Here is a 15,757-nt window from a genome sequence, read left to right as displayed (position 1 = left end):
GCCAAGTCGTTATCGGCCCGTCCCGTACTGGGCAGCAGTAAAAGACAAAGCATCGGCGCAATCAGCGCCAATGCGCGAACTAAGAGCAACTGGCGGGCCATGCGGAAGTTCCCGGGGCAAGGGGAATACGTTCGTGGTTTTCCCTGATGAACTGCAAGGCCATCTCCGCCGATAGAGGTCTGGAATAAAGATAACCCTGAAATATATCGCAACCAAGCCCGCGCAGAGTAGTGGCTTGCTCCTCTGTTTCAACAAATTCGGCCACACTGGTGATGCGTTGCGCGTGGCATAGTTTGGTGATGGAGGCCACAATGTCAGCGCAGATGGGATTTGTGAGCACTTCCCGGCTGATGCCCCCGTCAATCTTCACTGTGCTGACAGGAAAACGCCTGAGATATTTCAGCGAGGTATGTCCCATGCCAAAATCGTCGATGGCCACAGGAAAGCCCTGCTCATACAACTCCCGAAGCACAAGACACTCTGGAGAACCTTCATCCATTGCACCTGATTCTGTGACTTCTATTTCGAGCATGTCCGGGCGCAGGCCGTATTTATTAAATATGGTTGTGATCTTGGCGGGGAAGTCCGGCGTAAGCTGTATTGGGGAGATGTTCACGGCTATGGTGATGTCGTGAAGTCCCGCGTCATACCAGGCACGACGGATTCTACATGCCTTATCCACCAGTTTGAGCCCGAGCTGGCAAATGAGGTTGGAGTCTTCGGCCAGGGCGACTGTGATGGGCGCAGGCACCGGTCCATAAAGTTTGCTATGCCAACGCAGCAATGATTCCGCAGCGACCACCCGGCCATTTTGGGCGCAGACCTGAGGTTGAAGCTCCAGAAAAATCTTGCCCCCATTCTGGTAGTCGTTGGACAGGTCCGTGAACATGCTGCGCGCCAAAGCCCCGGCAGCGTCGCTGTAGGAGGTAAGGCGCACTTCTCGCGCTGTGGAGCAGGCTCGCTTGAGCAGCACGGCAAAGGCCTGCTTCAGCCGCCGTTCGCTGATCTTGTTGGATAGCAGAACAAAGGGCGTGTAGGCCAAAATGCCCAGCGCAAGATTAAAAAGCTGGAGTGCTGGGCCCCAGAGTGAGCCAGTGCCAAGGTAGCCGTTGAGAAAAATGGGGGTGGTCCACTCCATAAGCCCTGAAGGCACCGGGACAAGGCCCGATGACATCGCCAGGTAGCTGATGCCCGCCAGAAGCACGGGCGTAAATACGAAAGGAATGAACATGATGGGGTTCAGCACAAGGGGCAGGCCGAACAGCAATACCTCATTGATATTGAACACGCAGGGTACCAGAGCAATGGCCCCTAGCCGCCTGCCGTCGCCAGGTCGACCAAAGAGCAACAGTGCTCCGGTGAGCCCCACAGAATTTCCCGCCCCGCCCATAAACACAAAAATGTCCATGAAGGCCTTGGTCATGATATGGGGCAGAGGCTGCCCGGCAGCGGCGGCGATCAGGTTGGCCTCGGCGGCCGCGCCGTAGATGTCGTGAGTGATAGGGTCCAGCACATTGGCCCCGTGGATACCCAAGAACCAAAGCAGATCGATGGAGAATATGTACAGCACGCCTCGGCCCAAGCAGTCGCCGATGTAGTCGAAAGGCATGCGGATGACCTTGTGGATGATCTCCGGCAGGCTGATGCCGCCATAGGCGTGCGTTAACGTGCCGATCAGAGCGAAAAAAGTCACAGTGAGCATGGCTGGAATAAGCGCGTTAAAAGCCAGGGGAATTACCGCGTCCACCGTGCCGCCCGGCAGATTTAACTGTAGCCGCCTGCAGGAAAACAAAAAGAAAAACAGCCGCGCGGACAGATAGCCCATAAGTATGGCCCCGAACAGCCCGGAGACGCCCATCCAACGCGTGACATCCGCAACCTCTCCGATGTGTCCACGCAACAGGCAAAGGTAAGAGGCGAATGCCACCAGCCCTACCATGGGCGGGCTTATTCGCATGAACGGCTTTTGATCATTGAACTGTTCGGCCAGATGCTGCCCCAGAGGGAAGAGCATGATGAGCGAAATAACAGAAAAGGAACTGTGGTGAATGATCTCTCCGAACATCCGCCAATTCGGCCCGAAATGAGCTTCCATGAAGGTCCTGTAAGCAGGCAAAGGAAAGCCATTGATGAGGGCGGCAATGGATCCGAGAAAGACCACGGGCAGAGCGAGTACGAGAGAAGAGCGGATAGCTTGCAAGGTGGATCGCTCTGAAGTGGCCTCAATGACCGCGATGAACCATCTTTCGAACCCAGCGAAAAATTTATTTAACATATGCTCTCGTACTCCGCGATTGCGAATACTAAATCTCGAGAATAGCTGAATCCCGTACGCATTAATTACTAAAAAATCCTACAAGAGAGTGCTGACGCCGCAAAAGACAAGTATGCGCGCGCTTCTTTATCTCGCCTCAGAGCGATTTGGGCAGTTCAAGCCGTGCCTTTCGTCGTCACTCGCAATGTTATGTGCAAACAACTCCAGAATTCGACATTGCAAGTTGCATAACGTATGAATTTTCGTAGAAAATGCAGTTAAAAGGTACCGCTCGGGCCCGATCTTTGGATATATTGCTGAATCAGAGTGATTCTTATCAATAGGATCTCGGCTATTGGTAAAAGCCAAGGTTATGGTGTTAATTTTTTATGTAATACAATGTTATAAAAAGATATTATTTCTGTTGCCATCCGTTAAAGCAGAAAAGAGTTCTTATCCACAACAGAGCTTTGTAGTTTTGGTATAGAATATCCCAATTAATAAATTCTGAAAAATAAATAATATTTGTTTTAATTTATAGTAGATAAGTATATTATACACATCAACTTTAAAAGGGAGACAATATTTGAGACGATCAGTTTACATAGATCAACCATGTGTTTTCAGTATGATGTAACAGTTTTATAAATTTTTTAAACTGACGATACTTTGAGCTGCTTTGAGGGTATATATGAACCTGTTTCTGCTCTGATAACATTTAGTTGCGGTAATATTTTATGTCTTGTGCATTAATCTTCCAAATACTCAAGAATGAATAATTCTGTCTCTATCAAGTTGAAAGTGCCGCCTGTCATTCTTTGTTCGTGAACCGCCCGCATGCCTTCTCTTCGTTAATATTGGCGACTTTCCAATTCTCGAGAGTTCAAATCTCTCCCTCTCCGCCGCAGAGCAAATGGCAACGGCGAGTCGCTTATTCAGTAACTCGCCGTTTTTGCATCTGAAAAAGGTACGTTTTGGGGGAGCGCCGGACGAAAAAACGCTGCATATATATTGGGTTCACGGCTCGCAAAAAATACCGTTTTTATGGCGGAGAATTATTATGGCAGAAGGGGTAATGCTGGCGGTCTGACGCACAGTGAAATGCGTTCACAAGCTTTGTTGCTGCATGTTTTCTTGTGCAGCTTACTAATATGCCACAATAAGCAAAGGAGGGCTAATTATGCTGTAATTGTTGAGAAAGGCATGCAAGCTGTCCGTAAATTCCCCTAGCAATCAGTCATAATCCCCAAAAACGAATGGAGCGGACTCACGCTCTTCAGTTTAACTACGGCGCGGTTTATTTCCTTGCCCTTGATGGCAGCAGGTAAGGACTCCCGGCAGGCGCATTTACCTATTGACCATGAGGGGGCATCTTGAAGGAATATCCTGCCGCCGCCAACAGCGCATCCAGGTTGGTGCGATACGCGCTGGCAATGTCCTGGGGCGCCAGATCACCCATAAGCCCCTGCCAGTGGATGCCCTGAATGAGTGGCGCCATGATCAGTTGCGGATGTTCGCATAGTGGGCCGCGCAGGCCAACCTCAAGCATATGGCGCTGCAACGAGGTAAGAGTGCTGACGATCTGTTCATGATAGGGCTGCACCAGCAAAGGATTGTGCAGCGCTTCGGCATGGATGAGGCGAATGATCTGCATGCTGCGGGAGACGCCGTTATTTTGCAAAAAGGGCTGGGCCATGCGCCAGAGGCGCTCGTGCAGGGGCAGTTCCGTGCGGGCCAGCATCGCCCTGATGCTTTGGTGCAGGGCAAGAATGTCTTCGAGCACCAGAGTGTTAAAGATATCCTTTTTGTCGGCGAAATGGATATATATGGTTCCCTTGGCGACCTTGGCGGCGCGGGCGATGTCTTCCACGCGGGCAGCGGCAAAGCCGTGCGCCGAGAAGACCTTCAGGGCCGCATCCAGAATGGCCCGACGGCGGGTTTCATTTTTTATTTCGCGTTTCGTGGGCTCAGGCCGCACGGGGGGTTCTGACATGTCTATCTCCTGCGTTGCGGCGCGGGCGCGAGCCACACCAGCCCGGCCATGAGGAAGTACGCCCAGCCTCCGGCCCAGAATAGTTCGTTGAATCCCACAAGAAAGCCCTGGCGCGTCACTTCCTGATTGATCCAGGCCGTGGCCTGCATAGCGCTCATGCCCATGCCTTGCAAACCCTGCATGGCCTGGGAAAAAGGAAAACTGGCGTCGGTCATGCCTTCGGCAAAGCGTACATGGTGCAGGGCCTCCAGCCGTTCCCACTGGGTCATGACCAGCGAAGAACCTATGGAACCGCCCAGGGTGCGCAGGCAGGAGGAAAGGCTCGTGGCGCTGGCCACACGGCTGCTCGGTATGCCGTTGAGGCTGAGGCTGGTCAGGGGCATGAAAAAAAGAGCGAGGGCCAGGCCTTGCACAAATTGTGGCCACATGACGAAGGATACGTCCATATTAGGGGAAAAATAGCTGCGCCAAAAAAAACACAGCCCGAAGACCACAAAACTGATGCTGGCCAGCACGCGCATGTCCAGCTTGGCAGCATTTTTCCCTAAAATTGGTGAGACAAAAAGAGAAAATATGCCAATAGGAGCCAGGGTGAAACCTGCCCACATGGCGGTGTAGCCCATGCGCGTCTGGAGCATCATGGGCATGAGCACTACCGAGGCAAAATACAGCATGAACCCCAAAAATATGCAAATAGTACCCACAGTGAAGCTGCGGTGGCGGAAAAGTGAAAGATCCACCACAGGTTCTTTTTCCGTTAACTCCCATGCTACGAAAAATATCAGAGCGATGACCGCAACAACGCCCAGTCCGAGAATTAATGGGGAGGCAAACCAGTCTTGGTCCTTGCCTTCATCCAGCATCAGCTGAAGGGAACCCACGCCCAGAATCAGCAGTATCAGACCAATCTTGTCCACGGGTGCGCGCATCACAGGGGTTTCGCGTCCTTCCAGAACAAAGCGCAGGGCCAGCAGGCAGAAAATGCCCAGGGGCACATTGACAAAGAAAATCCAGTTCCATGAAAAGTCATCGCAAATATAGCCGCCGAGAATAGGCCCCAGAATGGGACCGACCACGATAGTCATCGACCACATGGCCAGGGCGAGGCCGCGTTTTTCCGGCGGGTAGCATGTCAGCAGCAGGCTCTGGGACAGGGGGATCAGCGGTCCGGCGGCCGCCCCCTGAAGAATGCGCGCGGCGATGAGCATGGACAGCGAATGGGAAAGCCCGCAGAGCAGCGACGCCAGCACAAAGAGAAAGGTGGCTATGTTAAAAACGCGCACCTCGCCGAAGCGCCGCGCCAGCCAGCCGGTAAGGGGAATGGCGATGGCGTTGGCGACTCCATAAAAGGTGATGACCCAGGTTCCCTGCGAAGAGGCCACCCCCAGATTGCCTGCTATGGTGGGCAGAGCCACGTTGGCGATGGTGGTGTCCAGAACGGTCATGGCCGTGACCAGGGCAATGCTCACCGTGGCCAGAACGCGCATGCCTCCGGCCAGAGGCTCCACGCGCCTGGAGGCCGCAGCAGGGGCGGGGTTTGCCGCATCCTTTCCGTGGGGGGCAGCTTGCGAAGGGTGATGCGCCGGGGAATCCATGAGTTAGCGCTCCGTTGCCCCGTTTTCGGGCGGGGTGTTTTCGGCAATGATGCTGCGGATGCGTTCTTCAATGGGTGCCATGTCCGGCTCCGTGCCCCGCGCTGTCAGCACGGGCGGGAGGGGACGCTGCCGGGCGGCGTCGGTAAGCAACGGGCCTGAGGCATCACTGATGTTCACCGCCACCACGGAAGACAGGCCGATGAGCAGCGAATGCCGTTCTGCGTCCCCGCCTTGCAGTTCAATGCGCACCGGCACCCGCTGAACAACCTTGATCCAGTTGCCTGTGGCGTTCTGGGCCGGAATCAGCGCAAACGCGCTGCCCGTACCGGCGGAAAACCCCGCCACCCGCCCGTGATAGGTCACCCCGGAGCCGTGCATGTCCACCGTAATGGAGGCAGGCTGGCCCACGCGCATGTGGCGCAACTGCACTTCCTTGAAGTTGGCTTCTACCCACAGGCTGTTAAGAGGGATAACGGCCATGAGCGGCGTTCCCGCTGCAACTACCTGCCCGGACTGCACGCTGCGCTGGGCCACCTGCCCATCCACAGGGCTGCGTATGACTGTGCGCTCCAGCGCCAGCCAGCATTCACGCACCCGGGCCGCAGCCTGACGCACCAGGGGTTGATCCTCGACAGGGCCGTGCAGCAATTGGGCGTCCAGGGCCTGCCTGCGCTGGCGGGCGGCATCCAGTTGGGCGGCGGAGCTTTTGACCTGCGCGTGGAAGTCCTGCACCTCTTCCAGACGCACGGCCTTTTCACGTCCCAAAATTTCGCGGCGGCGAAGATTGGTCATGCCCTGCTCCAACGTCACTTCCGCGACCTTGATCAGCGCCAGGCTTTCGCGCCGCTGCGCCTGAAGCCGGGCAATCTCCCGCACCACCGAGGCCAGGTCCACCAGCGCGCGGTCCAGAGCCAGGCGCGCATCGTCGTCATCCAGGCGCACCAGGGGCTGCCCGGCGCGCACGCTGTCCGTATCATCGGCCAACACCGCCACCACACGCCCTGAAATTTGCGGCATGATGCGCACCACATTGCCGGAAACATAGGCGTCGTCGGTGGTTTCTTCAAAGCGCCACACAAAAAACCAGCGCGCTGCCCACGCCAGCAAAACCGCCGTCATGAGCAAGCCCAGCACAAGCATTATCCGCGCTCGGCGTGAAGAAGTTAGCCCTTCCTTCGTTGGGAACTTTTGAGCCTGGGGGGAAGGAATGGATGTGGATTCGGACATGGTAAACCCCTTAATAAAACTGACTGGTCAGTTTTATTAAGGGGGAGTTCAAAAATCAAGAGAAAATTTTGACGGAAACCCGTGTTCTGCGGATCATTGTTCAGGCGTTATACGGAAAAAATGCTGCTATATGCTGCCGATCTTGCGAAGAAAACTGCCGTACTTTCAGTGTTGGACAAGATAATGAGGCCATTTTCTATGGCGCCCGATGCCGAGGAGTATGTCTGCAAATGGTGAAGCGCCATGCGTGCAACGGCCATGCTTGGCCTTTGAACTACGGTTGCCTTGAAAACAGGTATCCATACTTTTTGCATTAATGACAGGACAGGGGGGGCTGAGTGCAGCTAGGGCATGAAATGTTTGTAGTTGAATGAAAAAACTGTCTAATGAAAAATAGTCAATCCGACAGCCAGGCACATATTCGTCCTTAACCTGTATCGAAATTTCAAATCTCTCCCTCTCAGTCATAGAGCAAATGGCAACGGGAATCCTGAACAGGAAAATCGCTGTTTTTGCGTTTGAAAAGATGCATGTTTACAATTAATAAATAGATCATTAACTTCTTTTCTTATATAAGAAATAATTACACGTTGCAGTAAAGTAATTTTCGGAGAATGATTTATGAAATATTTTGCCTATGGTTCTAACATGTCTGTAGCAAGATTACAGGAACGAGTGCCCGGCGCGATCCCGAAGGGGCTTTTTACTCTCAAGGGGCATTCGCTCAAGTTTCATAAAGTGAGTAATGACGGGTCGGGGAAATGCGATTGCCAGTTTACTGGAAATTGTAAGGACGATGTTTTCGGTGCGTTATTTGAAATTCAAGAAGAAGACGAGGCCAAGTTGGATCGTTTTGAAGGCTATGTGCATGGCTATGACAAGAAGACTGTTACAGTGAGCAATTGTAAAGATGAATCTTTCAAGGCTATTATGTATTTTGCAACTAAAACAGATCCGTCTCTGCAGCCTTATTCCTGGTACATGCACCATGTTATTTATGGAGCAACGGAAATAGGGGTTCCGGATGATTATCTCGAATTTCTTAGATCAGTAAAGTGCATTGACGATCCGAACACGAAAAGAGAGAAAAGAGAACTTGCAATATATGGCAGTGATACAGTAGATCCTATTGAAAATTTGTGATGATTTTGATCCTGATAAAACAACTTTAGATCAGACAACAGCGAATGTTATATGAAAAAAAACAAAAAAATGGTGCTGGTCCAGCTCATTGCAGTCTTTTTTCTATTGGTTGCGCTCTCAGGGTGTGGCGTCAGATCCATTTCTGATTCGGGTTATCGTGCCGAGCATAGGGGAAATGCCGGGGCCAGCAATCCTTTTTATAGTGGCGAGCTGGGCGAACTTGCTGTGCTGGGCATTGACCCGGGCGTTGAGGCTTCGCAAGAGGAAATCAGTCGTTCCCTGGCCGGGAAGCAGAAGCTTGTATTGCCCAAAGGTTCCTCACTGATGCTTGTCCAATCCGGCGCACTGATGCCGGATGAGGAGATGCTCAGAGTTTTGGAGCAATATTATGACGTTGCGGCGTTTTCCGGGGTGCCCGCAGGGCGTGATGGCGGAAATTATGCCACAGCCTTGCGGTTGGCGGCGGCAAAAGGCGGCTGCGATACCATCATGGTTTATTGGGGAACCTTGGAAACAGCGCGAAAAGGCAAGGGAACGAAAGTCTTGTCATGGATGCCCTTCGTCGGAGGCATGATTCCCGATGAAGCGCAGGAAATGCGCATCCGTTTGAAGGTCGCGTTTATTGATGTAAAAACGGGTCAGTGGGAGGCGTTTTCTCCACGGCCTTTCCAGGATACAAAGGTCAGCACCCGCTATTCACGCGAGGTCGCGGATCAGGGGCAGGTCGCTGGCCTTAAGGCCAGCGCATATGCCGACGCTGTTGATACTATGGTTAAAAAATACGCCAAATAGTTTTTGCAGGTCATAGTCTGTCCGCATTATTTTGTCCGCCGGGCATACCCATATGATGCCGGTTTGCCCGATGGACCGAAATGCAGTGATTTGCTGCGTGGAAAATTGTGCTATGCGTATGGTTTTTATTTTTAAAATGTTTCAATGCGGAAAGAAGAGAAGGTAACATGAGGACGCAGGTTTCTTTGGGCGCAGTATTTGCCGCAGAAAAAATAGTGTATTCGGCCCTCAAACCCACACAACTGACAGCGTACCCAAGCCTTTCGGAATTGATAGGCGGTCAGGTATACATCAAACATGAAAACCAGCATCCGGGGGGAAGCTTCAAAATCAGGGGCGGCATTAACCTCATGCACCATCTGAAGCAGGAAAATGTAAAGGGGGTTATTACATTTTCAACAGGCAATCACGGTATTTCCATCGCTTCATCAGCGCAGCGATTCGCCATAGACGCCACTATCGTGGTTCCCCAAAACAGCAATCAGGTAAAAATACAATCCATGCGTGAAGCTGGCGCCACAGTGCTGGAAGAGGGAAAAACCTTTGAAGAAGCGGCGGCGTTTGGCATGGAGTACCAAAAAAAGTATGGCTTACGCTTTGTCCACGCCGCAAACGAGCCACATTTAATAAATGGCGTAGGTACTGAATTTACTGAAATTTTGCGCGAACTGCCGGATATTGACGCCATTGTTCTGCCCTTGGGCGGCGGCAGCGAGGTCGCTGCCGCTGTGACTGTTTTCAAGCAGATCAACCCGGCCATTGAGATATACGCTGTTCAGGCGGCTGCGTCCCAGGCCGCGTACCTTTCCTGGAAACAGGGTGATCTGCGTTCATCGGACAACAGGACATTTGCAGGCGGATTTGCCACAGGTGAAGGCTTTGCGTTGCCATTCAGCATTTACAAAGATCAGTTGTCAGATTTTGTTCTTTTGAGTGAAGACGAGATTTTGCAGGGCATTCAGCTGGCAATGTTTCACACAAGAAATCTGGCTGAAGGGGCGGGCGCATCCACTATCATGGCCGCCATCAAGCTCAGGGACCGGCTCCAGGGAAAAAAAGTCGTCCTGCAGATGAGCGGCGCCAATGAAACGCTTGATGTGATCAGAAAATCGTTGTCCATTAATGGCTTATGATCACTGTCTGTCGCATGTGATCCTCAAGAGTATACGTAGGCGCGGCAAAGTCCATAACGTCGCGCATGTCCGGCCCCAATGGGGCCGGTATGTTGGGAGGCACTTCTCGACTCGTAACAGTCTGTTCGGACAGAATGTTACGACGTTCGAAAGCCCTTTTGAGTCTTTTGGCGTGCAGGCAAACGCTACGCAAAAAACTTGTGGCGCGCGGCGTCAATACGCGTCCGTAAAGGGGCATCCACAAAAAACAGCTCGCAATCAAGCGCCAGTTCCTGAGCCCGGTGCATGAAGTACGCTGCTGCAGCAATGGAGTGTTCGCTGACAGTGCCGGCATTTACTTCCCAGAAGTTAAAGGAAAGCTGCGTTATTTTTGCCCCAAGGCGGCGGCAGACCTGGAAGAATTGCTCCACATCGGCGATCTTGTTGTTCTTTTCAAAGATAATATATTTAATATCAATCTGTTCCGGTGTAATTGCTGCAGCAAAATATTTTTCAACGGAAGCCATTACATCATCCCACCAGTCTCCACCCTTTACACGGGCGTAGGCAGCTGCATTGCCGGAATCAAGGCTGATATTGATTCTGCCCCAGTTGCTGGCCAGGAGTTCGTCAATCCAAGGTGAATGCCGTAAGGCATTGGTATGCACGTACTGGAAGTAGCCGTGATCGCGCAGCCAGCGGCCCGTGGATTCAAAATCCCGCAGCAGGGTGGGTTCTCCTCCGCCCCAGCTAACGACGCAGTCTTTTTCCAGCGCCCCCTGAGCATGAAGGCTCTGGATTGCGGGAAGAATGGCAAAAGGATGCGGGTGTTGTCCCGGTTTCCACAGGTCACAATATACGCAGCGACAGTTGCAGACGTGCCTGTGGTGGTTCAGGGACAGTGCTGCAAAGCGCAATTCCGGGACGCATATGGAATGCGAAAGAGGAACAAGCTCAGGACAGCCCGCGCAAAGCTTCGGGTTTTGTCGCTGTATTTCCAGCGCAACAGCGGCAATATGACTGGTATACGCCGCCATATCTATTTCTGCACCGTCAAACGAAAAACTTGGCACATTTACGCTATGCGTATTGCAACAAGGTTGCAACGCCCTTTCTTCAAATACAAGTTCCCGGACAAGCTTTGAGCAGAACAACATGCGGTCTCCTTGCGGAATCTGCTGCCCGGGGTGTCGGGCATAGAGAATGCTAACCTTGAAGCATATGTTTTCAAAGCATGCAAATGGTGTCTACACAAATTTTGCGGTCAGGGGCACACGCAGAGAGGGATTTTTTATTGCAATTCCGCAACAGTGGCAGGGAGTTTTTGATGCAGACCAGCGCTTATAGTGCGGGCGTGTCACGGCAAAGGGCAGGGGGCGGAGCTGCTGAACACAGCAGGATATTTGCAGATATTGGTTTTGGGGATGTTGTGCGCGGGTTCGCCGAGGCGAGATATGCCTTCTGCCCGCTCAATGGGGACTAGAGTCCTTCAGTTGTTGGCAAAAGTTCGGGGGCATCGAGGCTCTTTCGTCGTGCGCGACGTTGTGGGTCTTCCCCGATCTTTGAGAGGGATATTCTCACAAGTAATCTGTTCTAATGGCAGCCAGCCGGTTTCCGCACGCAGGGCACAGGCAGGATGCACCCGCCATGTGCCCTGCGTGCTTTATATCAACCAAGTTTTGCTCAGGCCATGGGCCGTAAAGAATTGACGTAGATACGAGCCACAGTTTCGCGTGTGGCCTTTACCGGAGCCACCGAAAGCAGCAGACCGAGAGAGGGGGTCTGTTCCACAAGGTCGCAGAACGTGTCCACATCAGACTCCTTCACGCCCAGATCCAGAAGCTTCTGGGTCACGCCCAGCCCGAAGAGCCACTGTTCCACGGCTTTGGCCACCTTGTCGGCCTCTTCGGGCACGCCCGCGAGGCCCGGAACAATGGGCTCAAGAATGTGGGCCAGCACGCCGGGGCGCGCCGGGTAGCATTCCTTGATGACGGCAGGCAGCAGCACGGCCAGGCCCAGCCCGTGAGACAGGTCGGGGCTAACGGCGCTCAGGGGGTGTTCGAGCGCGTGCGTGAAGTGCAGCAGGCCATTGTCAAAAGCGACGCCAGCCTCAAGGGCAGCAAAGCAGAGGCCGTAACGGGCTTTAAGATCCGTCGGGTTTTTCAGCGCTACGGGCAGCCATGTATGCACAAGGCGGATGGTGTCCCTGGCCAGATTAACGGCCAGAAGGTTGGAAACCGTGGTGGTGGCCGCCTCAACCACATGGTTTACGGCGTCAATGGAGACGTATCTGGTCTGATCCGCAGACAGCCCTGTCATCAATGCGGGGTCGTCAATGGCAAAGCGGGGATAGATGCAGTCGTAGGCAATGGCAGGCTTGTAGTTGAGCCTGGTGACAGTGGCGACGGCGAAGCGGTTCACCTCGCTGCCTGTGCCGTGGGTCAGGTTGATGGCAATGATGGGCAGGGCCTTTTCGGGCGTGAAGCGGAAGCAGTAGAGATCCTCGCCGCTTTTGCCAGGGTTGGCCAGCAGGATGGCCGCGCTCTTGCCGCAGTCAATGGGGCTGCCGCCGCCAATGCAGATGACGGCGCCAGCATTGATGGAGCGCCCCATTGCCGCCGCTTCATCCACGCTGTCCGTGGTGGGGTTGGGGGTAACGTGATTGTACAGGGCGAGGGTAATGCCGTGCTTTTGGGCCGCCGCCTCAACCTTATCCCAGGCCCCTGTAGCCTTGTAGGAACGCCCGCCGCTGACGCAGAGGATGGATGCAATCCCCTCCTGCTTCATCTGAGCCAGGATGTCGTCAACTTTGTTGATGGCTCCAACGCCGATATAAGCTGTCGTCTTGACGCGAATTTCCCGAACAACGTCGTAATCGCAACTTTCATTCCACATGATGGCCTCCTGCTGGCGCAGAGTTTTCCTGCGCATGTTATATTTACCACGCTTGTTATTTTTTTCACGTGATTTTTTATACGCCCGATCAATTCAGGAGTAAAGCTCATTGGTCGCACAAACAATGACATCGGGCAGCCATTTGCGTCATTTTTTCACGGCGAGGATTTGTTGTCAGCCGGGAGCGTCGCGAACGAGTATATGCGGGCGTTTAGCCTTGCCGGGCATATGCAAAAACGGTATGTACTACCGTGAGCGTCCGCCGCCGCCCGCCGCCCCTGCGGCCTTGTTTTTTCACCGAACCAAAGGATTTCTTGTGCAGTTTTTTGAGCAGATCGCAAAAGAGTTGAGCATTGCCCCAGGTCAGGCCAAGGCTGTGGCCGAGCTTCTGGACGAAGGGGCCACCATTCCCTTTATAGCCCGCTACCGCAAAGAGGCGCATGGCTCGCTGGACGAAGTGGCCGTCGCCGCCGTGCGCGACAGGCTCACGCAGTTGCGCGAGCTGGAAGCTCGACGGCAGGCCGTTCTTGCGTCCCTTGCCGAGCGGGAACTGCTCACTGACGAACTGCGCGCCAGCGTCATGGCCGCCGAAACCATGACGGCTCTGGAAGACGTGTACCTTCCCTACCGCCCCAAGCGGCGCACCCGCGCCACCATGGCCAGAGAAAAAGGCCTTGAGCCTCTGGCCCTGGCCCTGCTGGAGCAGGCCGCCAATCTCTTGCCCGAGCAAGCCGCGAAACCTTTTGTGGATGCGGAAAAAGGCGTGGAATCCGTCGAGGTAGCCCTGGCCGGAGCTCGCGACATCATTGCTGAAATTGCCAGCGAGCACGCTGCGGCCCGCGCATCCATGCGCGAATACTTCGCCCGCAAAGCCGTGGCGGCCTCGAGCGTGGCCAAGGGAAAGGAAGAGGAGGGGGCCAAGTTCCGCGATTATTTTGACTGGCAGGAAAACGCCGCCAAGGCCGCAGGGCATCGTCTGCTCGCCATGCTGCGCGGCGAAGCGGAGGGCATTTTGACCCTGCGCTTTCTGCCGGAGGCTGAACCGGCCCAGGCGCTTTTTCGGGGAGTGTTTGTCAAAAATTCTTCGCCTGCCGGGCAGCAGGTTCGCGAAGCCGTGGACGACGGCTATAAACGCCTGCTCGCGCCCTCTCTGGAAACGGAGTTGCGCGCGACTCTGCGCAAAAAGGCCGAAAGCGAAGCCATTGCCGTGTTCGCCAGGAATTTGCGCCAGCTTTTGTTGGCCTCGCCTCTGGGGCAAAAGCGGGTTCTTGCCATTGACCCCGGTTTTCGCACCGGCTGCAAGATCGTGTGCCTGGACGCGCAGGGCACGCTCCTGCACCATGACCTCATCCATATTCTGAGCGAGGGCCAGCGCAAGGACGCCGGGGAAAAGGTACGCAAGCTCGCTGCCGACTACGGGGCCGAGGCCATAGCCATCGGCAACGGCACGGCGGGGCGCGAGACGGAAACCCTCGTGCGCTCCTTGCATCTGTCGCTTCCAGTGCTTGTGGTCAGCGAGAGCGGGGCCAGCGTGTATTCGGCCTCCGAAACGGCGCGGCGTGAATTTCCCGACCTGGATCTTACGGTGCGCGGCGCTGTTTCCATTGGTCGCAGGCTTATGGACCCGCTGGCCGAACTGGTGAAAATCGACCCCAAGGCCATTGGCGTTGGCCAGTATCAGCACGATGTGGATCAGACTGATTTGAAAAAGAGCCTGGACGATGTGGTTGAAAGCTGCGTGAACGCGGTGGGGGTGGAGGTGAACACGGCCAGCATGGAGCTTCTGACGCACGTATCCGGCCTTGGCCCGGCGTTGGCCAAGTCTGTGGTGACCTACCGCGAGGCCAACGGCCCCTTTGCCCAGCGCAAGGATCTGAAAAAAGTGCCGCGCCTCGGGCCCAAGGCTTTTGAGCAGGCGGCGGGATTTTTGCGCATCCACGGCGGGGCCAATCCGCTGGACGCTTCAGCCGTGCACCCCGAATCCTATGGGATCGTCAAGGCCATGGCCGCTGACCTCGGCTGCTCCGTGCCAGACCTGCTTGCCAACGCCGAAATGCGGCGTCGCATCAAGCCTGAAGCCTATGTGACGGAAACCGTGGGGCTGCCCACGCTTCGTGATATCCTTGCCGAACTGGAAAAGCCGGGCCGCGACCCGCGTGAAGCTTTCGAGGCCTTTGCTTTTGCCGAGGACGTGACGCGCATTGAAGACCTTGAGGCGGGCATGCGCCTGCCGGGCATCGTCACCAATGTGACCAACTTCGGCGCTTTTGTGGACATAGGCGTGCATCAGGACGGACTGGTGCACATCAGCCAGCTGGCGGACAGCTTTGTCAGCGACCCGCACACGGTGGTGACCGTGCAGCAGCAGGTAAGCGTCACCGTGCTGGAGGTGGACGCGGCCCGCAAGCGTATTTCCCTGTCCATGCGCAAAAATCCGGACGCAGCCCCGGCGCGGGGTCAGGCGCGCGACCAGACACGAGATCAGGCACGAGATCAGGCGCGTGAACCCAACGCCGCAAGGACGCAGCCCGTGCGTGAAAACAGGCCGCGCCCCAAAACGGAAAACCGCCCCCGGGCTGATAATCGTCAGGATCGCCAAAAGCCGGAGCAGGGGCACAGGCCCTTTCAGGACATGCTCGCCAAATTTGGCAAGCGGTAAAGGGTAGGCATTGATATTTGGGAATGCTTTGTGGGGGAGGGACGAGGGTGTCGAAAAGGGGGGCCCCCCCCCCCCCCCCCCCCCCAC

10 protein-coding genes and 1 pseudogene are annotated in these 15,757 nt (G+C 54.8%); 4 read left to right on the top strand and 7 right to left on the bottom strand.

Annotated elements, in window-relative coordinates:
• Nucleotides 1-79 precede the first annotated feature (79 nt).
• The 4 genes from BCS36_RS08650 to BCS36_RS08635 form a co-directional block, all read right to left on the bottom strand.
• Nucleotides 80-2,275: an EAL domain-containing protein gene (locus tag BCS36_RS08650; RefSeq protein WP_291302504.1), complete on the bottom strand. Its 2,196-nt coding sequence runs from the start codon at nt 2,273-2,275 to the stop codon at nt 80-82.
• A 1,330-nt stretch (nt 2,276-3,605) separates the two neighbouring features.
• Nucleotides 3,606-4,247, bottom strand: a complete 642-nt coding sequence (locus tag BCS36_RS08645) for a TetR/AcrR family transcriptional regulator (RefSeq protein WP_291302503.1) — start codon at nt 4,245-4,247, stop codon at nt 3,606-3,608.
• Nucleotides 4,248-4,249: 2 nt separating this feature from the next.
• Nucleotides 4,250-5,842 carry a DHA2 family efflux MFS transporter permease subunit gene (locus BCS36_RS08640; RefSeq protein ID WP_291302502.1) on the bottom strand — a complete coding sequence of 531 codons (1,593 nt, stop codon included), beginning with the start codon at nt 5,840-5,842 and terminating at the stop codon, nt 4,250-4,252.
• A gap of 3 nt (nt 5,843-5,845) precedes the next feature.
• Entirely contained in the window at nt 5,846-7,069 is a 1,224-nt protein-coding gene (locus BCS36_RS08635; protein ID WP_291302501.1) for an HlyD family efflux transporter periplasmic adaptor subunit, read from the bottom strand.
• A gap of 621 nt (nt 7,070-7,690) precedes the next feature.
• On the opposite strand from BCS36_RS08635, the gene BCS36_RS08630 reads away from it, so the two are divergent.
• From BCS36_RS08630 to BCS36_RS08620, 3 genes are all read left to right on the top strand, one after another.
• The gene (locus tag BCS36_RS08630) at nt 7,691-8,212 is read left to right on the top strand and encodes a gamma-glutamylcyclotransferase family protein (protein WP_291302500.1); all 522 of its coding nucleotides are present in this window, start codon (nt 7,691-7,693) and stop codon (nt 8,210-8,212) included.
• 51 nt (nt 8,213-8,263) lie between these two features.
• The gene (locus BCS36_RS08625; protein ID WP_291302499.1) at nt 8,264-9,004 is read left to right on the top strand and encodes a hypothetical protein; all 741 of its coding nucleotides are present in this window, start codon (nt 8,264-8,266) and stop codon (nt 9,002-9,004) included.
• Between the two features lie 107 nt (nt 9,005-9,111).
• Complete coding sequence (locus BCS36_RS08620; protein ID WP_291302498.1) at nt 9,112-10,137, top strand: threonine/serine dehydratase; 1,026 nt, start codon at nt 9,112-9,114, stop codon at nt 10,135-10,137.
• A 185-nt stretch (nt 10,138-10,322) separates the two neighbouring features.
• Here the strand turns inward: BCS36_RS08620 and BCS36_RS08615 are convergent, their stop codons facing one another.
• The 3 genes and pseudogenes from BCS36_RS08615 to BCS36_RS08605 all read right to left on the bottom strand — a co-directional run bounded on the left by BCS36_RS08615 (nt 10,323) and on the right by BCS36_RS08605 (nt 13,047).
• Nucleotides 10,323-10,643: a hypothetical protein gene (locus BCS36_RS08615; RefSeq protein ID WP_291302497.1), complete on the bottom strand. Its 321-nt coding sequence runs from the start codon at nt 10,641-10,643 to the stop codon at nt 10,323-10,325.
• 18 nt (nt 10,644-10,661) lie between these two features.
• Nucleotides 10,662-11,153 (bottom strand): annotated as a pseudogene (locus BCS36_RS14180) (radical SAM protein); the annotation flags it as partial.
• 646 nt (nt 11,154-11,799) lie between these two features.
• Entirely contained in the window at nt 11,800-13,047 is a 1,248-nt protein-coding gene (locus BCS36_RS08605; protein ID WP_291302495.1) for an iron-containing alcohol dehydrogenase, read from the bottom strand.
• A gap of 205 nt (nt 13,048-13,252) precedes the next feature.
• On the opposite strand from BCS36_RS08605, the gene BCS36_RS08600 reads away from it, so the two are divergent.
• Entirely contained in the window at nt 13,253-15,670 is a 2,418-nt protein-coding gene (locus BCS36_RS08600; protein WP_291302494.1) for a Tex family protein, read from the top strand.
• Nucleotides 15,671-15,757: the final 87 nt, after the last annotated feature.

The organism is Desulfovibrio sp. MES5 (assembly GCF_002237645.1).
Taxonomy (GTDB): Bacteria; Desulfobacterota; Desulfovibrionia; order Desulfovibrionales; family Desulfovibrionaceae; genus Desulfovibrio.
This window is presented reverse-complemented; position numbering and strand designations above follow the sequence as displayed.